This is a genomic window from Amycolatopsis japonica (assembly GCF_000732925.1).
GTDB lineage: Bacteria > Actinomycetota > Actinomycetes > Mycobacteriales > Pseudonocardiaceae > Amycolatopsis > Amycolatopsis japonica.
Window position 1 is genome coordinate 8596088 of the sequence record NZ_CP008953.1, and the last position, 19911, is coordinate 8615998.

The 19911-nt window shown below is 68.3% G+C and carries 19 protein-coding genes; 11 read left to right on the top strand and 8 right to left on the bottom strand.

Annotation, left to right across the window (positions count from 1 at the left end; all coding sequences use genetic code 11):
• Position 1 precedes the first annotated feature (1 nt).
• The 4 genes from purF to AJAP_RS40020 all read right to left on the bottom strand — a co-directional run bounded on the left by purF (position 2) and on the right by AJAP_RS40020 (position 3543).
• On the bottom strand, positions 2–1540 hold the full coding sequence (gene purF / locus AJAP_RS40005; protein WP_007032554.1) for an amidophosphoribosyltransferase: 1539 nt from the start codon (positions 1538–1540) through the stop codon (positions 2–4).
• Between the two features lie 215 nt (positions 1541–1755).
• Positions 1756–2157 (bottom strand): hypothetical protein, encoded by a 402-nt coding sequence (locus AJAP_RS40010; protein WP_038521372.1) that lies wholly within the window; start codon positions 2155–2157, stop codon positions 1756–1758.
• Complete coding sequence (locus AJAP_RS40015) at positions 2141–2380, bottom strand: DUF397 domain-containing protein (protein ID WP_038521375.1); 240 nt, start codon at positions 2378–2380, stop codon at positions 2141–2143. Before AJAP_RS40015 ends, AJAP_RS40010 begins: the two co-directional genes overlap by 17 nt.
• Before the next feature lie 284 nt (positions 2381–2664).
• The gene (locus AJAP_RS40020) at positions 2665–3543 is read right to left on the bottom strand and encodes a helix-turn-helix domain-containing protein (protein ID WP_038521377.1); all 879 of its coding nucleotides are present in this window, start codon (positions 3541–3543) and stop codon (positions 2665–2667) included.
• A gap of 202 nt (positions 3544–3745) precedes the next feature.
• Here AJAP_RS40020 and AJAP_RS40025 point away from each other — a divergent pair, with 202 nt between their 5' ends.
• Positions 3746–4543 (top strand): SAM-dependent methyltransferase, encoded by a 798-nt coding sequence (locus tag AJAP_RS40025; RefSeq protein WP_038521380.1) that lies wholly within the window; start codon positions 3746–3748, stop codon positions 4541–4543.
• Positions 4544–4626: 83 nt separating this feature from the next.
• On the opposite strand, the gene AJAP_RS40030 is transcribed toward AJAP_RS40025, so the two are convergent.
• The gene (locus AJAP_RS40030) at positions 4627–5007 is read right to left on the bottom strand and encodes a sterol carrier family protein (RefSeq protein WP_038521382.1); all 381 of its coding nucleotides are present in this window, start codon (positions 5005–5007) and stop codon (positions 4627–4629) included.
• A 53-nt stretch (positions 5008–5060) separates the two neighbouring features.
• Here AJAP_RS40030 and AJAP_RS40035 point away from each other — a divergent pair, with 53 nt between their 5' ends.
• The 6 genes from AJAP_RS40035 (at position 5061) to AJAP_RS40060 (ending at position 10546) form a co-directional block, all read left to right on the top strand.
• On the top strand, positions 5061–5678 hold the full coding sequence (locus tag AJAP_RS40035) for a type VII secretion system-associated protein (protein WP_037334719.1): 618 nt from the start codon (positions 5061–5063) through the stop codon (positions 5676–5678).
• A gap of 104 nt (positions 5679–5782) precedes the next feature.
• The gene (locus AJAP_RS40040; RefSeq protein WP_037334716.1) at positions 5783–6598 is read left to right on the top strand and encodes a lysozyme; all 816 of its coding nucleotides are present in this window, start codon (positions 5783–5785) and stop codon (positions 6596–6598) included.
• Between the two features lie 192 nt (positions 6599–6790).
• Positions 6791–7636, top strand: coding sequence for a lysozyme (locus tag AJAP_RS40045; protein WP_038521386.1), 846 nt, complete (start codon positions 6791–6793; stop codon positions 7634–7636).
• 164 nt (positions 7637–7800) lie between these two features.
• The gene (locus AJAP_RS40050; protein WP_038521389.1) at positions 7801–8595 is read left to right on the top strand and encodes a hypothetical protein; all 795 of its coding nucleotides are present in this window, start codon (positions 7801–7803) and stop codon (positions 8593–8595) included.
• Positions 8592–9701: a pentapeptide repeat-containing protein gene (locus AJAP_RS40055; RefSeq protein ID WP_038521391.1), complete on the top strand. Its 1110-nt coding sequence runs from the start codon at positions 8592–8594 to the stop codon at positions 9699–9701. The genes AJAP_RS40050 and AJAP_RS40055 overlap by 4 nt, the downstream gene beginning before the upstream one ends.
• A complete protein-coding gene (locus AJAP_RS40060; RefSeq protein WP_038521394.1) occupies positions 9698–10546 on the top strand; it encodes a hypothetical protein in 849 nt (282 codons plus the stop codon). The genes AJAP_RS40055 and AJAP_RS40060 overlap by 4 nt, the downstream gene beginning before the upstream one ends.
• Positions 10547–10612: 66 nt before the next feature.
• On the opposite strand, the gene purL is transcribed toward AJAP_RS40060, so the two are convergent.
• Complete coding sequence (purL, locus tag AJAP_RS40065; RefSeq protein WP_148311763.1) at positions 10613–12895, bottom strand: phosphoribosylformylglycinamidine synthase subunit PurL; 2283 nt, start codon at positions 12893–12895, stop codon at positions 10613–10615.
• 119 nt (positions 12896–13014) lie between these two features.
• Here purL and AJAP_RS40070 point away from each other — a divergent pair, with 119 nt between their 5' ends.
• Positions 13015–14640: an ABC transporter ATP-binding protein gene (locus AJAP_RS40070; protein ID WP_038521400.1), complete on the top strand. Its 1626-nt coding sequence runs from the start codon at positions 13015–13017 to the stop codon at positions 14638–14640.
• Positions 14637–16364: an ABC transporter ATP-binding protein gene (locus tag AJAP_RS40075; protein ID WP_038521403.1), complete on the top strand. Its 1728-nt coding sequence runs from the start codon at positions 14637–14639 to the stop codon at positions 16362–16364. The genes AJAP_RS40070 and AJAP_RS40075 overlap by 4 nt, the downstream gene beginning before the upstream one ends.
• A gap of 54 nt (positions 16365–16418) precedes the next feature.
• Here AJAP_RS40075 and purQ read toward each other — a convergent pair whose 3' ends face one another.
• Both purQ and purS read right to left on the bottom strand, forming a co-directional pair.
• Entirely contained in the window at positions 16419–17096 is a 678-nt protein-coding gene (gene purQ, locus AJAP_RS40080) for a phosphoribosylformylglycinamidine synthase subunit PurQ (protein ID WP_037334697.1), read from the bottom strand.
• Complete coding sequence (purS, locus tag AJAP_RS40085; RefSeq protein ID WP_005152565.1) at positions 17093–17332, bottom strand: phosphoribosylformylglycinamidine synthase subunit PurS; 240 nt, start codon at positions 17330–17332, stop codon at positions 17093–17095. The genes purQ and purS overlap by 4 nt, the downstream gene beginning before the upstream one ends.
• A 66-nt stretch (positions 17333–17398) precedes the next feature.
• On the opposite strand from purS, the gene AJAP_RS40090 reads away from it, so the two are divergent.
• Both AJAP_RS40090 and AJAP_RS40095 read left to right on the top strand, forming a co-directional pair.
• Complete coding sequence (locus tag AJAP_RS40090) at positions 17399–18175, top strand: hypothetical protein (RefSeq protein ID WP_038521408.1); 777 nt, start codon at positions 17399–17401, stop codon at positions 18173–18175.
• A 102-nt stretch (positions 18176–18277) separates the two neighbouring features.
• On the top strand, positions 18278–19858 hold the full coding sequence (locus AJAP_RS40095; protein WP_038521411.1) for a GMC family oxidoreductase: 1581 nt from the start codon (positions 18278–18280) through the stop codon (positions 19856–19858).
• The last annotated feature ends 53 nt before the right edge of the window (positions 19859–19911 follow it).

The following is a 19911-nucleotide window of genomic DNA, read 5'->3' on the forward strand; positions in this document are numbered from 1 at the left end:
TCTAGGGACGCCGGATGGCGTCCTCAGCACCGTACCCGGCAGGGCTGACGGGCTTCGCCGCGCCATTCACCGAGTCCAGGCTCTCCAGCAGGTGCTTCCCGATCAGCGCGTCTTCGGGCAGCGCGATCGGGTACTCGCCGGAGAAGCACGCGGTGCACAACCGCGACTTCGGCTGTTCCGACGCCGCGACCAGCCCGTCCAGGGAGATGTAGCCCAGGGTGTCGGCGCCGATGGAGCGGCGGATGCCGTCGAGGTCGACGCCGTTGGCCACCAGTTCGGCGCGCGAGGCGAAGTCGATGCCGTAGAAACACGGCCAGCGCACGGGCGGCGACGCGATCCGGACGTGCACCTCGAGCGCGCCCGCCTCCCGCAGCATGCGGACCAGCGCGCGCTGGGTGTTGCCGCGGACGATGGAGTCGTCGACCACCACGAGCCGTTTGCCGCGGATGACGTCGCGCAGCGGGTTCAGCTTCAGCCGGATGCCCAGCTGCCGGATGGTCTGCGACGGCTGGATGAAGGTGCGGCCGACGTAGGCGTTCTTCACCAGGCCGGTGCCGTAGGGGATGCCGGAGCCCTGCGCGTAGCCGATGGCGGCCGGAGTGCCGGATTCGGGCACCGGCATGACCAGGTCGGCGTCGGCCGGGTGCTCGGCGGCGAGTTTGCGGCCGATCTCGACGCGGGTGGCGTGCACGCTGCGGCCGGCGATCGAGGTGTCGGGGCGCGCGAGGTACACGTACTCGAAGACGCAGCCCTTGGGCTCGGGGTTCGCGAACCGCGAGGAGCGCAGGCCCTCGGCGTCGATCGCGATGAGCTCACCGGGCTCGACCTCGCGGACGAACGACGCGCCGCAGATGTCGAGCGCGGCCGTCTCGCTCGCGACGACCCAGCCGCGTTCGAGCCTGCCGAGCACCAGCGGGTGCACGCCGTGCGGGTCGCGCGCGGCGTAGAGAGTGGACTCGTCGGCGAAGACCAGGCAGAACGCGCCCTTGAGGGTGGGCAGCAGTTCCAGCGCGGCCGCTTCGATGCCCTTGTCGGCGGCGTTGGCCGCGAGCAGCCCGCACACCAGGTCGGAGTCGCTGGACGAACCGGTCAGGCCCGCGTGCGGCTTGAGCCCGGCCTCGACCGTGCGATCCCGCAGTTCCGCGGTGTTGACGAGGTTCCCGTTGTGCGCGAAGGACAATCCGCTGCCGGTCGCGGTGGTGCGGAAGATCGGCTGCGCGTTCTCCCAGATGGTGGCGCCGGTGGTCGAGTAGCGGCAGTGCCCGACGGCGATATGTCCCTGCAGCGACTGCAGGACCTGCTCGTCGAACACCTGGCTGACCAGGCCGAGATCCTTGAAGACGACGATCTGCGAACCGTCGGAGACCGAGATGCCGGCCGCTTCCTGGCCGCGGTGCTGAAGTGCGTAGAGCCCGTAGTAGGTCAGCTTCGCGACCTCTTCTCCGGGCGCCCAGACACCGAAGACACCGCATTCCTCGCGGGGTTCCGGATCGGGCTGGTCGGTCACGGGCTGTCCGGCGAGGGACGGGTCGGAAACCACCGAGGTGCTCCCAGGGAGAAAGAGGGCAGGCCGCCACCAGTGTAAACGGTGAGCAGGAGATCAACGCGCCGCACGAGGTGGCGCTGGACACGCTTCGAGCTGGGGTGACACTGTGACCGTGAGTGACGAGCGGGTGTCAAGACCCGTCACTCACGACCCCCGACCAGCCGACCGCTCCCCCTCGACAGAGGCGGTCGACTGTGCTTAGGAGCTGACTAGCCCGCAGCCAGCCACTTGGACGTGCCGCCGCGGCCGGGGACCCAGCAGCCCTTGGCCGCGGTCTCCGGGAGGTGGAGCGAGCCGGGTGTGCGCTCGTCCGGGAGCGCGAGCAGTGCCGTCAGCACCGTCGCCGCGTCTCCGGTGAACCGCCACAACCAGACCTCGGGTTCGAGGATGTCCTCCTCGGTGCCCGGCATGCGGGTCGCGACGACGTCGTCCTCGGCGTTGAGCCGGACCACGTCGACCACGTTGTCGTGGACTCGCACGCCGACCACGGCCATGACCTCGCCGTTCGCGTCGCACGGGTGCACGAACTGGTACCCGCGGTGGATCAGTTCCTGCAGGCCGCTTTCGATGTCGGTGATTTCCGCGGTGATGGTGTCACCCGAGAACGTCATCGAATTCGCCGTCCTTGGCACCCGCGAGGAACGCGGCCATCTCGGCCTGGGTGTAGACGAGTGCGGGACCGGTCGGGAAGCGCGAGTTGCGCATCGCGATCTCGCCGGACGCGAGCGGTGCCACCTCCACGCAGTTGCCGATCGCGTTGCTGTAGCTCGCTTTGCGCCATTGCGCGCCGGTAAGACGATCGGCCGGGATGCCGTTGTCGAACTGTTCAGCCATGGTCCCCACCTTCCCCGACAGAAGACTTCGGGCGATGCATCTGCATGTGCATTTGCCTGTGATCCCAAAGTTAGCACGTGTGACTGCAGCGGTAAATGCACGTGCAGAAGTTTTTGCAGAATTCGCGTGCAGTGATGACTTAAGTCCTCAGCCGTCCCACCAAAGGGTGACGCGCACTGTCTCCAACGGGTGAACAGCTACGACTTGTTGCCGGAATTTCGGGTGACCGCAAGAAAACCCCGGCCGTCCCCGGAACAGCGGTCAGCCCCACAACGGTGATCGACTCAGATTTCGGCGCGGCGCTTCATCAGCATCTGGCGGCTGCGGTCCGGCGTCTCCGCGTCGACGGCGAGCATGTCCAGCGCGCGGCTGTACCGCTCGATCTCGTCGCGCTTGTCGATGTAGTGCGCGCCGGTCAGGTACTCGGTGTACGCGATGTTCGGCAATTCCTCTTCCGCGAACCTGAGCAGCGAGAACGCGCTGTCCGCGGAGTAGCCGCTCCGGTCGAACGGGAGGACCTGCACCGAGATGTTCGGCTGCTGGATCATCTCCAGCAGGTGGTCGATCTGCGCCTTCAGGACCTCGCGGTCGCCGATCGGCCGGTGGAGCACCGACTCGTCGAGCACCAGCCACAACCGCGGCGCGTCCGGCCGCGACAGCATCTTCTGGCGCCGCATCCGCAGCGCGACCCGGCGGTCGATCTGCTCGTTGACCATGTCCTTGCGGCCGTGGCTCATGATCGCCCGCGCGTAGTCCTCGGTCTGCAGCAGACCCGTGACGTACAGCGGCTCCCACACCTGGATGCGGGCGGCGGCCTCTTCGAGCCCGACGAGGTCGTTGAACCAGCTCGGCATCAGGTCGCCGTAGCGGCGCCACCAACCCGGCTCGTTCGACTCCTTGACCATGTCGAGGAACTGCTGCCGCTCACCGGGATCGGTCATCCCGTACATGGTCAGCAGGTCGGCGACGTCGCGTTCCTTGAAGCCGACGCGGCCGAGCTCGAGGCGGCTGATCTTCGACTCCGAGCCGCGGATGCTGTAGCCGGCCTCCTGGCGCGTGATGCCCGCGTCCTCGCGCATCCGGCGGAGCTGAGAGCCGAGGATCATCCGTCGCGCGGTGGGACCCAGGGACTGCTCACCGCCAGGCGGGGTGACCGCGTTCATCGACCGGGGACCTTTCGCGCGACGACACTCACAGGAGAACAAGCCGATTACTGAAAGTACACGTTTGGGCCTCGACACGACAGGGACGGCTCGGTTTACCCGTCGCGTACGTGGTTCTACTCTACGTAGAGCCCGAGACTTCCGACACAGTTTTGTGAGGTTCAAGATGCCCGACGCCCCGACCCGGACGGAACGAGTGCCTGTGGGTGTCGACCCGACCCGGGCCAGCATCGCCCGGGTGTACGACGCCTTCCTGCTCGGCAAGGACAACTACGAGATCGACCGGGAGGTGCTGCGCAAGGTCCAGCAGGCCGCCCCGGAGGCGCAGGACCTGGCGACCGAGAACCGCGGCTTCCTGATCCGCGCCTGCCGGTTCCTCGCCAGCCAGACGGGCATCACGCAGTTCCTGGACCTCGGATCCGGCCTGCCGACGGCGGAGAACACGCACCAGGTCGTGCAGCGGATCAACCCGGAGATCAAGGTCGTCTACGTCGACAACGACCCGGTCGTGCTCGCCCACGGGCGGGCGCTGCTCGAGGAGAACGAGAACACGCACTTCGTCTCGGACGACATCTTCGAGCCGGAGCGGATCATCGACAACCCGGACATCCGGCGGCACATCGACTTCTCTCAGCCGATCGCGTTGCTGCAGCTCGGGACGCTGCACCACTACAACGGGCCGAAGGAAGCGCCGGCCCAGATCATGAAGAAGTACATCGACGCGTTGCCGTCGGGTTCGTACGTGGCGATCTCGCACTTCTCCGATCCGGAGGACGAGCTGTCCGAGACCGCCCGCAAGATGGAGGACTTCTTCATCCACAGCCCGATGGGCTCGGGCACCTTCCGTACCAAGGCCGAGATCGAGGAGCTGTTCCACGACCTCGAGATGGTCGAGCCCGGCGTCAAGCTGTGCGTGGACTGGTGGCCGGACGGCCCGCGGATCAAGGAGCTGAACGCGGCCCAGCGGACCATCTCGGGCGGCATCGGCCGTAAGGCTTAAGACCGCCTTCCGGCTGCAATGAAAGGTCCTTTCCTGGCAAAATTTGCGAGGAAAGGACCTTTCATTGCACGCCAGGGCGGGGTCTAGAGGCGGACCAAGGGCAGCCAGCGGGCCAGATCGGCCCTGCTCCCGGAGGCGGTGACCCGCCCCGATTCGACGGCGTCGGCCCAGCCGAGCAGCCCGGTCGCCAGTTCCAGCCAAGTACGCGGATCCGTTTCGACGACGTTCGGCGGGGTCCCGCGGGTATGGCGCAATCCTTCGACACACTGCACAGCCGCGAACGGCGGCACCCGCACTTCGACACTCTTCCCCGGGGCGTCCCCGGCCAGCGTCCGCAGGCTCAGCCGCACCGCCGAGGCCAGCTCGGGACGGGCCGGTTCCGGACCGGATCCGCTCAACCAGGGGGAAATCGCCGCGATCGCGGCTCGTAACTCAGCGGGGTCGACCGTACGCGAAGAGGCCATGGGAGAACAGTAGAGTGAGCGCGAACAAACCTTCAGGCACCCGGAACGTGGGGATGGCGATGGCGCAGCGGGACGAGGCGGATCGGTTGGCGTCGAGCCCGGCGGGCAAGAAGAAGCCGAAGATCACCGAAGAGATGCGCGCCAACGCCAAGGCCAACCCGAACAGCTGGCTTTACGTCATCGACGAGGCCTTCGATCCCGACGGCCCGGTGCCGTCCTGGGCGGTCGTCGGCGCGTACCCGGTGAACGGCGGCGGCGAGATCGTCGAGGACTTCCACCCCAACGATCGCTACCGTCCCTCGCCCAAGGCGCTCGGCTTCCCGGAGCCGCGCAACGAGCTCGAGCAGCTCCTCCAGCTGGTGCGCACGAACCACCGACCGGCGGCCGACCTGCCGCGCGTCATCCTCGACTCGACGCTGTTCGTCTACGCCCTTTCCCCGGTGCAGCGCACCGTTATCGGCTTCCACAACACCGACGGCAAGGTGCTCGTGCCCGCGTACACGGCCAAATCGCTGGTCCCGCGCGAATGGCCGCACGCCCGCGCGGTGCTGGGCCGGGACATGGTCCCGCTGCTCGCCGGGCACCCCGTGACGATCAACCCCCACGACCGGCTCACCGCGATCGTCCCCTCGGAGCACCTCGACAAAGCCCTTTCAGACGAGCGTCGTTAGGGCCCGATTAACCCACTCGGCCCAATTTTTTGGGCCCGAAAGCAACTCTTTCGGGTGATGTTCGAGTCGCTGATTCCCTTTTTCCGGGGGATCGTGGCGACGTGATGAGTCGCAGAGTGTGTTCGAAAGGCTGGGGGGCCGTCCTCGCGGCGGGGGTTCTGCTGCTCGCGCAGACCCCCGCCGTCGCACGGGAAAGCGGGCCCAGGTACGACGGGGCCGAGGAGCATTACGCCGGTTCCCAGATCGCGCTGCACGAAGGCGTCAACGTGTCGGTGGGGCCGCTGTACGGCGGTGAGGCGCAGACGCTCGGCCACGACGTCAGCGGCCATCAGGGCGACGTCGACTGGCCCGGCGCCGCGAGGACCGGCGCGAAATTCGTCTATGTGAAGGCCACCGAGGGCACCGGCTTCGTCAATCCCCGGTTTCCCCAGCAGTACAACGGTTCCTACGGCGTCGGCCTGATCCGCGGCGCCTACCACTTCGCACGCCCCGACATCTCGGACGGCGCGGCGCAGGCGCACTACTTCGTCGACCACGGCGGCGGCTGGTCCGGCGACGGCAAGACACTGCCCGGCGCGCTCGACGTCGAATACAACCCGTACGGCGAAACCTGTTACGGCAAGACGCCGGCGCAGATGGTCGCGTGGATGGCGTCGTTCGCCGAGACCTATCTGTGGCGGACCGGGCGGCATCCGGCGATCTACACGTCGACGAGCTGGTGGAAACGCTGCACGGGCAACAGCAACGTCTTCTGGCAGAACCCGCTGTGGATCGCGCGCTACAACACGGAGATCGGCGAGCTGCCCGCGAGCTGGAAGCACCAGACCATCTGGCAGTTCTCGAACAAGGGCAGTCTCCCCGGCGACCAGAACTGGTTCAACGGCACGATCGACCGCGTGCGAGCGCTGTCGCTCGGCTGAACACTCACCCGAGTGGGCGTTACAAGATCACATAACTCGCCCTACTTGGAAATGAAAATCACCCACGCGTAGTACCAATTTCACGGAAGTTAGTGACAAACCCGGCACCCGTCGTCAACAATCGTGCCCGGACGGCTACCACCTGCAAGGTCGCCGTCCTCAGCGAGGGTTATCCGTGAAGGGATTGTCGTGATGCGCACTTCCCGAAGAATCGCCATCGCCGTCGGCTCCGCGCTGCTCCTGCTCAGCAGCACGGTCCAGGCGTCGGCCGCCCCGTCCCCCGAGATCATGTCGATCGAACAGGATCTCCAGCAGAACGACCACACGATCGGATCGCAGATCCGGCGCGTGGAAGGCGACACCTCCACCCCCGAGTCGAAGGCCAAGGCCGCCCAGCCGCAGCCCGAGGTCGGCGTGCTCGCGACGGTCGCGGGGATGGACGTGGCCAGTTACCAGGGCAACGTCGACTGGAACTACTGGTGGAACCAGGGCAAGCGCTTCGTGTGGACCAAGGCCACCGAAGGCACCAGCTACAAGAACCCGTACTTCGCCCAGCAGTACAACGGTTCCTACAACAAGGGCTTCATCCGCGGCGCGTACCACTTCGCCCTGCCGAACGTCTCGAGCGGCGCGGCGCAGGCCGACTTCTTCATCAACAACGGCGGTGGCTGGTCGAAGGACGGCAAGACGCTGCCGGGCGCGCTGGACATGGAGTACAACCCGTACGGCGCGACCTGCTACGGCCTGAGCCAGTCCGCCATGGGTTCGTGGATCCGGGCGTTCCACGACCGGTACAAGGCGCGCACCGGCCGCTGGCCCGTCATCTACACCTCGACGAGCTGGTGGAGCACCTGCGTCGGCACGTCGCAGAACTTCGGTGGCACGGTCCCGCTGTGGATCGCGCGCTACGCGTCCACCGTGGGCACGCTGCCCTACGGCTGGGGTTTCTACACCGTGTGGCAGTACACCTCCAGCCCGCTCGACCAGAACACCTTCAACGGCGCTTACGACCGCTTGCAGGCACTGGCCAACGGCTGAGCTGCGCATTCCGTGAAGAACGGCTCCCGGCCTCGGCCGGGAGCCGTTTTCGCGCGCGGGGTATTTTCCCCTTGGAAATCCCTGGCACGGGCGGATCCGGAACCAGCGCTGACCGCCGGTCGTCTGATCTGAAGCCTCAGGCCCCAGTACGGAAGGCGAGACCGATGACCTACCCACCCCAGCCAGGCCAGCCCTATGGCCAGGACCCACAGGGACAGCAGCCGCAGCAGGGTGGCTGGGACCCGAACCAGCAGTACGGTCAGCCTCAGCAGTACGGCCAGCAGCAGGGCTGGGAGCAGACCCAGCAGTACCAGCAGCAGCCCCAGCAGGGCTGGGACCAGACGCAGCAGTACCAGCAGCCGCAGCAGGGCTGGGACCCGAATCAGCAGGGCTACCAGCAGGGCTTCGGTGGCCCGCCCGCGCCGCCGCAGAAGAGCAAGACCGGACTGATCATCGGGATCGTGATCGGCGTGGTCGTGCTGGTGGCGTTCGGCGTCACCGGGTTCGTCGCGCCGGGCTTCCTGCTGAGCAAGGACGAGCCGGTGGCCGCGCCGCCCTCGTCGTCCGAGCCCGCGCCGACCTCCGCGCCGAAGAGCAGCAGCCCGAAGTCGAGCACGACCAGGACCCCGCGAAGCACCGAAAGCGGTGGCAGCAGCTCCGGCGATCCTGCGGGCGTCAAGGTCATCCAGGACTTCCTCGCCAAGATCTCGTCGGGCGACCGGCAAGGGGCGATCGCCCTGGCCTGTGAGAACCGTCGGTCGAGCATGGGCTCCGTGCTCGACGTCTTCCTCCCGCCGGGCTCCACGGCGGAGGTCAAGCGGACGCAGGGAACCACCAACCTCGTCATGGCCGAGATCACCGGCACGGTCGAAGGTGAGGACGCCAAGGGAACGATGTTCGCGCAGAGCCAGTCCGGCTCCTGGTGCGTCTCTTCGCTTCTGGTCTCCAAGGCCCGATGAGGCGGTTCCTCCGCTCCCCGTTGCTGTGGACGTTCGTCCTCTCGTTCGTCCTGTTGCTCGCGGTCGGCGGCTGGTTGCTGACGGATCCGGCGACCAGCCGCAGTGAGGCGTTGAAGACCGGCGGTGTCGCCGGCGCCGCCATCGTCGCGCTGTACGCGTTGTGGCTCAACGACCGGCGACGCCGGGTGGAGGAACGACGGCAGGAGGTCGAACGGCAGCGGCAGGAGCTGGAGCTGCGGCGGGCCGACCAGGACCGGGACCGGATCTCGGACGAACGGTTCGCGAAGGCCGTCGAGCTGCTCGGGCACGACGCCGACCAGGTGCGGGTGGGTGCGCTGCACGCGCTGGCGGGGCTGGCCCGCGGTCGCGAGTTGTACCGGCAGACCGTGCTGGACATCCTGTGCTCGTACCTGCGGCGGCCGTTCGAGCATCCGCGTTATGAAGGAGAAGCGAAACGCCAAGGGAACAAGCTTCCCGCACCCGGTAAACCCGAGCAGGAACAGGAACTCCAGGTGCGGCAGACCGCCCAGCGGCTCATCGGGGACCTGCTCCCGGCCGCGAATGCCGAGGACGCGCCCGGGTACGACCTCGACCTCACCGGGGCCGTGCTGGAGTACTTCGACCTGTCCGAGCGGAAGGTCGGCAAGCTGCTGCTCCGCTATGCCGGTCTGTACAGCAGCACCAATCTGTCCGGCTGCGTGTTCCTCGGACCGGTCTACCTGACCGGCGCCGGGACGGAGACCGGCAAGCGGATCGGTTACTTCCGGTGCAACGAAGCCAAGTTCGAGCAGCGGGCGTGGTTCAGCGGGGTGCAGTTCAGCGAGGACGCCGAGTTCTCCTACACGGTGTTCGCGGGCGAAACGTCCTTTAAGGACAGTGTCTTCGCGAAGAACGCCGTCTTCGCCGACGCCGAATTCGAGGGGGCACTGGATCTGCGCCGGGCGCGGTTCGAGGGGTTCGGGGACCTGAAGTTCCGCAAGGCACCGGGTTCCGTGTCGCTGTACAACACTTCGGTGGACCCGGCGAGGGATCACGAACTCCCGGCGGACTGGTCCGTCGAAACGCTGCCGGACGGCCGTGCCCGGCTCACGATGAAGGACGTATGAGACGCCTGCTCAAGTCCCCGTTGCTGTGGACGTTGCTGTCGTCGGTCGTGGTGCTCGTGGGGGTCACCGCCTGGCTGCTCACGGATCGCGCGACCAGCCGCGGCGACGCGCTCAAGACCGGCGCGCTGGCGGGCGGGGCGATCGCCGCGCTCTACGGGCTGTGGCTCAACGACCGGCGACGGCGGACCGAAGAGGACAGGCACGAGATCGAGCGCAGCCGGATCTCCGACGAGCGGTTCGCCAAGTCGATCGAACTGCTGGGCAACGAGGCCGATCAGGTCCGCGTCGGCGCGATGCATTCGCTCGCGGGGCTGGCCAGGACCCGGCCGGAGTACCGGCAGACGGTGCTCGACGTGTTGTGCGCCTACCTGCGGCGGCCGTTCGACCATCCGAAGTTCCCGAGCAAGACGAAGTGGAACAAGGAAACCGAGGCGGCCGCGGAACGCGAACGGCTGGTCCGGCGCGCGGCCGAGCGGCTGATCCGCGACATCCTTCCCCACGCCGGCACCACCGGGCCGACGCTGGGGCTCAACCTCAGCGACGCGCGGCTCGACAAGCTCGAACTGCTCGGCAGGCGGGTCGGCTGGTTCGGGGCGGATCGCTGCGAGGTGGCGAGCTATGTGGATCTCACCGATGCCCAGGTTTCCGGGAAGTTCTCGCTCAAGGACGTGACCATCCACGGGACGCTCGACCTCACGAGGGCGCGCTTCGAACGCAAGGTGTCGCTGGACTATCTCGTCGTGGAGAAACCCGTCGACTTCGGCGTGGCCACCTTCGCGGAGCCGCCGTCGCTTGAGGGCGCGAAGTTCGCGGCCGGTTCGACGCTTCCCGGCCGCAGTACGTGAAGGCCCCCTTCCTTGCGTCTAGCGCAAGGAAGGGGGCCTTCACGTACTTGGGGAAGGTGCGACGTATCAGTCGAAGAGGGCCGGGAGCGTGCGCTCCCAAGGCTCCCGAAGCTCCTTCAACGTGAACTCCGTGATGCCCTGGAGTTCGAGCGAGCCCGATTCCGGGTCCACCACACCGGTCTTGCGCCACGGCAGGCCGCGCGCGGTCAGCATCTCGGTGAACCGCAGTTCCTCGGTACGCGGCACGGCGACCAGCACCCGGCCCGCGGACTCGGAGAACAGCTGCACGAACGGATCCTGCTCCGTGTCGAGGAAGACGCGGGCACCGCACTGTCCGATGAGGACGGTCTCGACGAGCGTCTGGATCAGGCCGCCGTCGGAGATGTCGTGCGCGGCGGAGATCATGCCGTCGCGGGAACCGGCGATGAGGATGTCGGCGAGCAGCTTCTCGCGCGCCAGGTCCACGCGCGGCGGGCGGCCGCCGAGGTGGCCGTGCAGTTCGCGCGCCCAGGCGGAGCCGTCCAGCTCGTCGTGGGTCTCACCCAGCAGCAGCAGGGTTTCCCCGGCCTCCGCGCCGATCCCGGTGGGGATGCGGCGGGTGACGTCGTCGATCACGCCGAGCACGCCGACCACCGGCGTCGGCAGGATGGCGACGTCACCGGTCTGGTTGAAGAAGCTGACGTTGCCGCCGGTGACCGGGATGCCGAGTTCGACGCAGCCGTCGGCCAGGCCGTGCACGGCCTGCTCGAACTGCCACATCACACCCGGGTCGGTCGGCGCGCCGAAGTTCAGGCAGTCCGAGACCGCGACCGGCTTCGCGCCACTGGTGGCGACGTTGCGGTACGCCTCGGCCAGGGCGAGCTTCGCGCCCTCGTACGGGTCGAGGTAGACGAACTTGCTGTTGCAGTCCGTCGAAACGGCCACACCGCGGCCGGTCGACTCGTCGATGCGGATGACACCCGAGTCCGACGGCTGCGCGGAAACGGTGTTGCCGCGCACGTAACGGTCGTACTGGGAGGTCACCCATTCCTTCGACGCCTGGTTCGGCGACGAGATGAGCTTGAGGATGTCGGCGCGCAGTTCGTCCGAAGTGGACGGACGCGGCAGCTTGGCCGAGGTGTCGGCCTGCAGGGCGTCCTGTGTGGACGGCCGCTGGATCGGGCGGTCGTACACCGGGCCCTGGTGCGCCACGGTGTGCGCCGGGACGTCGACGACGATCTCGTCGTTCCAGGTGATGACCAGGTGCTCGCCGTCGGTGACCTCGCCGATGTCGGTGGCGATGACGTCCCACTTCTCGCAGACCTTCATGAACGCCTCGACGTTCTCCGGCGAGACGACCGCGCACATCCGCTCCTGCGATTCGCTGGAGAGCACCTCCGCCGGGGTCATCCCGGTGGCGCGCAACGGAACCCGGTCGAGGTAGATGTGCATACCGCCGTCACCGGCCGCCGCGAGCTCCGACGTCGCGCAGGAGAGCCCGGCGCCGCCGAGGTCCTGGATGCCGACGACGAGCTTCTGGGCGAACAGTTCGAGACAGCACTCGATGAGCACCTTCTCGGTGAAGGGGTCGCCGACCTGGACGCTGGGCAGCTTCTTGCGGCCGCCCGAGCTTTCGTCACCCGAGAAGGTGTCGCTGGCGAGGACGGACACGCCGCCGATGCCGTCGAGGCCGGTGCGCGCGCCGAACAGGATGATCTTGTTGCCCTTGCCCGAGGCGAAGGCCAGGTGCAGGTCCTCGACGCGCATCGCGCCGACGCACAGGGCGTTGACCAGCGGGTTCCCGGAGTAGCTCTGGTCGAACACCAGCTCGCCGCCGATATTCGGCAGGCCGAGGCAGTTGCCGTAGCCGCCGACGCCGGCGACCACGCCGGGCAGCACGCGGCGGGTGTCGGGGGCGTCCGCCGGGCCGAAGCGCAGCGCGTCCGCCACCGCGAGCGGGCGCGCGCCCATCGCCATGATGTCGCGCACGATGCCGCCGACGCCGGTCGCGGCGCCCTGGTACGGCTCGACGTAGGAGGGGTGGTTGTGGCTCTCGACCTTGAAGGTGACCGCCCAGCCCTCGCCGATATCGACGACGCCCGCGTTCTCGCCGATACCGGCGAGCATCTTTTCCTTCATCTCGGGAGTGGCCGTCTCACCGAAGTAGCGCAGGTGCTTCTTCGAGGACTTGTACGAGCAGTGCTCGCTCCACATCACCGAGTACATCGCCAGTTCGGCGTCGGTCGGACGGCGGCCGAGGATCTCCCGGATCCGGGCGTACTCGTCGTCGGCGAGGCCGAGTTCGACGTACGGCTGGGTCTGCTCGGGGGTCGCCTCGGCGTGTTGAGTGGTGTCAACGGTGCTGGTCACGGTGTCCGCATCAGGGTTCGCCACGGCCGCCAGAATAAGGGAGAGGGTTGTTCACCTCTCGGTCGCCCACGGATAAATCGGTCGCGCCCGCGGCGGTGATCCGCTTACCGTCGATAATCGTGCTTTCCGCCACATATCCCCTTCCGCGACTGCGACTGCCCGCCAAGCCGACCGCCTGGCGGTACCTGCTCAGGATGATGCTCGCGCGCCCGGGACTGCTCGCCGTCTCGGCGATCAGCGGTGCGCTGTGGTCGTTGCCGATCGCCCTGCTGCCGGTCGCGATCGGCCGGGGTATCGACGCGATCGGCCGCGGCGACGGCGATTCCGTCTGGCTGTGGGGCCTCGCGGCCGCCGGGCTGGGGATCGCGCAGACGCTCGCGGGCACGGTGCAGCATTTCGCGTCCTACGGCTGCTGGATCCACGGCGCCGGGGTGACGCAGCGGCTCGCCACCGAACACGCGGCGAAGCTGGGCGCGAACCTGAGGGACACGACCACCACGGGTGACGTGGTCGCGATCACCACCAGCGACATCAACCCGATCGGTGACTCCTTCGAGGTGCTCGGGCGGGCGTTCGGTTCGCTGATCGCGTTCATCGTCTGCGCGACGGCGCTGCTGACGACGTCTCCGCTGCTCGGCATGGTCGCGCTGATCGGTGTCCCGCTGGCGGTGGTGGGTATCGGGCCGCTGCTGAAGCCGCTGGAGAAGCGCCAGACGAAGCAGCGCGAGGAGAAGACCGAGGTCAACGCGCTGGCCGCGGACATCGTCTCCGGCCTGCGGATCCTTCGCGGGGTCGGCGGCGAGAAGCAGTTCCTCGACCGTTTCCGCCGCTCCAGCCAGAAGGTCCGCGCGGCCGGCGTCCAGGTCGGGCGCAGCGAGGCGTGGCTCGCGGCGGCGGAGGTCGCGCTGCCGGGTCTGGTCACGGTGGTCATCACCTGGCTGGGCGCGCAGCTGGCGATCAACGGCACCATCGGCGTCGGCGAGCTGATCACGTTCTACGGCGTCTCGGTGTTCCTGGTGATCCCGGTGACGACGGCGACCGAGTTCGCGGGCGTGCTGAGCGCCGCGCTGGTTTCGGCGCGGAAGGTGTGCAAACTGCTGTCCACCGAACGCACGCTCGCCGAGCCGGAGCATCCGGTGCCGCTGCCGGAAGGCCCGCTGGACCTGTACGACGAGACGTCCGGGATCAAGGTCGAGGCCGGGAAGCTGACCGTCATCGACGTCGGGGCCGACGCCGAAGCGGTGGCGTCACGGATGGCGCGGTTCACCGATCCGAGTGAACCTGCTCTCGTCGGCGGGGTTCCGGTGGACCGGGTCGCCCTCGACGAGCTGCGGCGGCGGGTCGTGTTCGCGCACAACCAGGACATCTGGTTCTCCGGTGTGCTGCGCGAGCAGGTCAGCCCCGCCCAGCCTGGCGACGTCGAGATCACCGAAGCGCTGTACGCGGCGGACGCCGAGGACATCGTGGACGCGCTGCCCAACGGCGTCGACGAGGTGATCGGCGAACGCGGACGTGAGGTTTCCGGCGGTCAGCGGCAGCGGCTGAACCTGGCCCGCGCGCTGGCGACCGACGCCGACGTCCTGCTGCTCGACGAGCCGACCTCGGCCGTCGACGCGCATACCGAAGCCCGCATAACCGAACGCGTCGCGAAGCTGCGGCGCGGCAAGACCACCGTCGTGTTCAGTCAAAGTCCTTTGTGGACACATGTGGCCGACGAGGTCATCGATTCGAAAGTACCAGCATGAAGAAGCTGCCGCTGGCAGACAAGAAAGACGTTCGACGATGGATCAGGGAGACCGCGCGCGCCAACAAGCGCGAGTTCTCCGTGATGCTCGGCCTGTTCTGCGTCGCGACCGCGATCGGGCTGGCCGGGCCACAACTGCTGGGCGCGCTGGTGGACGAGGTCGTCGGCGGCACGACGACCGCCACGATCACCTGGCTGGCGATCGCGTTCGTGGTCGTGCTGAGCGCGCAGGCGTGGTTCAAGGGTTTGGCGCGGCTTCGCGCGCGGGTGTTCGGCGAGCGGATCCTGGCGAAGAACCGCGAGGAGTTCGTCGGGAACGCGCTGGACCTGCCGCTCGGGACGGTCGAGGCCGCGGGCACCGGTGACCTGCTCAGCCGGGCGACCACCGACGTCAGCCGTATCGACCACGCGGTGCGCTTCGGCGCGCCGGAGATCCTGATCGCCGCGGTCACGGTGGTGTTCACCGTGGTGGCGATGGTGATCACGTCCCCGTTCCTGGCGCTGGGCCTGCTGGTCGCGCTGCCGCTGCTGGTGCCGGTGAACATCTGGTACCAGCGGCGGATCCCGGACGTGATGCGGCGGATGCTGGACAAGTGGTCCGAGCTGCAGTCCACCACGCACGAGACCGCGGAGGGCGCGCGGACGGCCGAGGCGCTGAACCTGACCGGCCGCCGGATCCGGACCGGGCACGACGGTCTCGACGCGGCGATGCTGGGCGAGCGCAAGGTCCGGGCACTGCAGATGCGGTGGATCCCGTCGCTGGAGATCAGTTACGTGCTGCCGGTGCCGGTGATGCTCGGGCTGGGTCTGCTCGCCTACTCGAACGGCTGGGAAGGGCTCGGCACGATCACCGCGATGCTGCTGTATTCGCAGGTCATGACAGGTCCATTGAATGAGGCACTGTTCTGGCTCGCGGACATGCAGGTCGCGGGGGTCTCGCTGCGGCGGCTGCTGGGCGTTCGGCCTGCGGGGTCTTCAGATGAGGCTTCGGAGGCTCCGCGCGGCCAGGACATCGCGGTCCGCGATGTGCGCTTCGGCTACAACGCGGACCGCGAGGTGCTGCACGGGATCGACCTGCGGGTGCCCGCCGGTGAACGGCTGGCGATCGTCGGACCGTCGGGTGCAGGCAAGTCGACGCTGGGACGGCTGCTGGCCGGGATGTCGGCGCCGACGTCGGGCTCGGTGCGGATCGGCGGCGCCGAGGTGTCGACGCTGCCGGACGATGTCCTGCGCGGTGAGGTGCTGCTGCTGACGCAGGAGCAGCACGTGTTCGCGGGGACGCTGCGGGACAACCTCACGCTCCCGGCCGGTGACTGGACCGACGAACGGCTGCTGGCCGCGCTGGCCTCGGTCGGGGCTTCGGAGTGGGTCGCGAGCCTGCCGGACGGGCTGGACACGAAGGTCGGGGCCGGGGCGGTCGCCGTTCCGGCGGCGATCGCGCAGCAGCTGGCGCTGGCGCGGGTCGTGCTGGCCGACCCGCACACGCTGGTGCTGGACGAGGCGACGTCGCTGCTGGATACAGGCTCGGCGCGGGAGCTGGAGCGGTCGCTGAGCGCGGTGCTCGAAGGGCGCACGGTGATCGCGATCGCGCACCGGCTGCATACGGCGGCCGCGGCCGACCGGGTCGCCGTCATCGAGGGCGGCCGGGTGACCGAGCTGGGCTCGCACGCGGAGCTGCTGGCCGCCGGTGGGCCCTATGCGGCCCTGGTCGCCGCCGCCTCCTGACGCATTTCGTCCTCTAAATGCGAACGCATTTAGAGGACGAAATGCGAGGGGGTGTCAGGCGGAGACGAGGGCGTCGACCGCGCTGTAGAACATGCCGAGGCCGTCGTCGGAAGGCCCGGTGAGGGCGTCGATGGCGTGCTCCGGGTGCGGCATGAGCCCCACGACGCGGCCGTTCTCGCTGCGGATCCCGGCGATGTCGTTGCGCGAGCCGTTCGGGTTGCCGCCGACGTAGCGGAACACCACGCGGCCCTCACCCTCCAGCTCGTCGAGGGTGGCCTGCTCGGCGACGTAGCAGCCGTCGATGTTCTTCATCGGGATGAGGATCTCGGCACCCTTGTCGTACCGGGTGGTCCACGCGGTCTCGTTGTGCTCGACGCGCAGCCACTGGTCACGGCAGATGAAGTGCAGACCCGCGTTGCGGATCATCGCGCCCGGCAGCAGCCCGGCCTCGCACAGGATCTGGAAGCCGTTGCAGATGCCCAGCACCGGCATGCCCTTGTGGGCGGCCTCGATCACCGACGACATCACCGGCGCGAACCGGGCGATGACGCCGGCGCGCAGGTAGTCGCCGTAGGAGAAGCCACCGGGGACGACGACTGCGTCGACGCCCTTGAGGTCTTCGTCCGCGTGCCACAGCGGCACGGCCTCGGCGTCGGCGTAGCGGACCGCGCGGGCCGCGTCACCGTCGTCGAGCGTGCCGGGGAAGGTGATGACCCCGATACGGGCGCTCACGCGTCCACCCGCTTGATGGTCCACTGCTCGATCACGGGGTTCGCGAGGAAACCTTCGGCGATCTTTTCGAGCGTCGCGTCGTCGACGGAGTCGTCGACTTCGATCTCGAAGTGCTTGCCCTGACGGATCCCGGTGATCCCGGTGAAGCCGAGACGACCGGCCGCGCCGAGCGCGGCTTGGCCCTGCGGGTCGAGGATTTCGGGCTTGGGCATGACGTCGACGACGACTCGGGCCACGGCAGGCTGCTCCTTATTCACGCAGGTCGTGGGTACCGCCCGAGCCTACTTCACTACGGTTGCCGCATGACCTACGGGCAACCGCAGTACGCGCCGAAGAAGTCGAAGACCGGGCTCTGGATCACGCTGGTGCTGGTCTTCGTCCTGATCGCGGGCGGTGTCGCGTTCACCGGCTTCGTGACGCCGGGGTTCTTCAAGACCAAGGCCGACACCACCTCGCGCGCGACGCCGGAGCAGCTGGGCCAGTCGTTCGTGAACGGCGTCGGTGAGGGTCGCGTCAGCCAGCTCTGGTGCCCGATCCGCTCGAAGCGGTCGTACACCTTCGAGCAGATGATGGCGGTCTCCGAAGGCGCACAGCTGAGCACGCCCGCGCACCAGCGTGCGGCGCAGGAGTACTCGGCCGCGTTCACCCTCGGGGGTCAGACCGTCGGGATCGCGATGATCCCCGCCGAGGGCGGCTGGTGCGTGCGCGACGCCAAGACCGGCGGCGAGCCCGAGCCGCTGCCGAGCCTCGACACGAAGCCGTCGCCCCGTCCGGACGTCAAGACCGGGGAGGAGGCGGGGAACAAGTTCGTCGACGCGATCAACGCGCGCGACATCCCGGCGGCGTTGTCCGTGCTGTGCGAGAAGGTGGCGGACACGACCCGCGAAGGCGTGCAGCAGATCATCCACGGCGAAGCGAGGTACACCGTCGACAACGCCGACGTGCTGACCACGGCGAAACAGACGATCCTGCACCTCACGGGCGAGGTCGACGGCGTCCGGAACCCCGGCCGCATCGAGACCGAGGACGACGCCGAAGGCGGCCCCTGCGTGACCTCTTTTTCACCCGACTCCGACTGAGCTCGCACCGATCCTTCGTCTGGGGGATGCTCGGAGCGCGGCGCTGGGCCAAGATGAGCTCATTGGCGGGGCGTCAACACCGGGCGAGCAGCAGGAGGCACCGTGGCCGATCAGGACTCCTTCGACTACGTGATCGTCGGCGCGGGCAGCGCGGGATGCGTACTGGCGAACCGGCTGAGCGAGGATCCGTCGGCGCGGGTGCTCCTGCTCGAAGCGGGCGGCGAGGACGACGCCGACGAGATCCACATCCCCGCCGCGTTCCCCGGTCTGTTCAAGACCAAATGGGACTGGAACTACGAGACGGTCGAGCAGAAGCACACCGGCCAGTCGCTGTACTGGCCGCGCGGGAAGACGCTCGGCGGCTGCTCGTCGATCAACGCGATGATCTACATCCGCGGCAACCGCGCGGACTACGACGGCTGGCGTGACGGGCACGGCGCCGAGGGCTGGGGCTTCGACGACGTCCTGCCGTACTTCAAACGGGCGGAGGGGAACCAGCGGCTCGGCGGCCCGCTGCACGGCACCGACGGGCCGCTGCACGTCGAGGACCGCCGCTTCACCCACGAACTGTCCCTCGCCTGGGTCGATTCCGCGGTCGCCTGGGGCCTCAAGCGCACCGACGACTTCAACGGCGAATCGCAGGAAGGCGCGGGCGTCTACCAGGTGACCTGCAAGAAGGGCCGCCGCTGGTCGACAGCCGACGCGTACCTGCGGCCGGCGTTGTCGCGCCCGAACCTCACCGTGCGGACCAACGCGCAAGCCACCCGCGTCGTCTTCGAAGGCACCCGCGCCGTCGGAGTGTCCTATTTGGACCAAGGCACCGAGACGACCGTGCGCGCGTCGACCGAGGTCCTGCTGAGCGGCGGCGCGGTGAACTCGCCGCAACTGCTGATGCTCTCCGGCGTCGGCCCGGCGGAACACCTGCGGGAGCACGGGATCGACGTCGTGGCCGCGCTTCCGGGCGTCGGCGACAACCTGCACGACCACCCGGCCTGCGGGATCATCTGGTCGACACGCGGCACCACCGACCTGGTGGACGCGGCGACGCCCGCCGGCCTGGTGCGCTACCAGCTCACCAAACGCGGCCCGCTGGCTTCGAACATCGGTGAGGCGGGCGCGTTCTTCCCCGCGGCGGACGGGGTTTCGCCGCCGGACATGCAGATCCACGTCGCGCCGACGTTGTTCTACGACAACGGGATGCGCGAGCCGACGGTGCCGGGCTTCACGTCGGCGGCGACCCTAGTGGACGTCGCGAGCCGGGGACGTCTGCGGTTGAAGTCGGGGAATCCCTTGTGGAAACCCGAAATCGACCCGGCGTACTACGCGGAGTCCGTCGACATGGAGAAGATGCTCGCCGGGATGCGCGCCCTGGTGGAGATCGGGAAGTCCGGTCCGCTGGCGCGGTATCTGGACAAGCCGTTCCTGCCGGAGCGGCACGACCTGACCGACGGCGAACTGGCCGACTACGTGCGCGAGAAGACGCAGACGCTGTACCACCCGGTGGGGACCTGCTCGATGGGGACGGGCGAGAACGCCGTCGTCGATCCGACGCTGAAGGTGCGCGGGGTGGAGGGGCTGAGGGTGGTCGACGCTTCGGTGATGCCCGTGGTGCCGCGCGGGAACACGAACGCGCCGACGATCATGGTGGCGGAGAAGGCGGCGGATCTCATCCGAGGCAAGTAGCGCCAAATGTCATGAAAGGGTCGTTCCTGACGTTTTTCGTCAGGAACGACCCT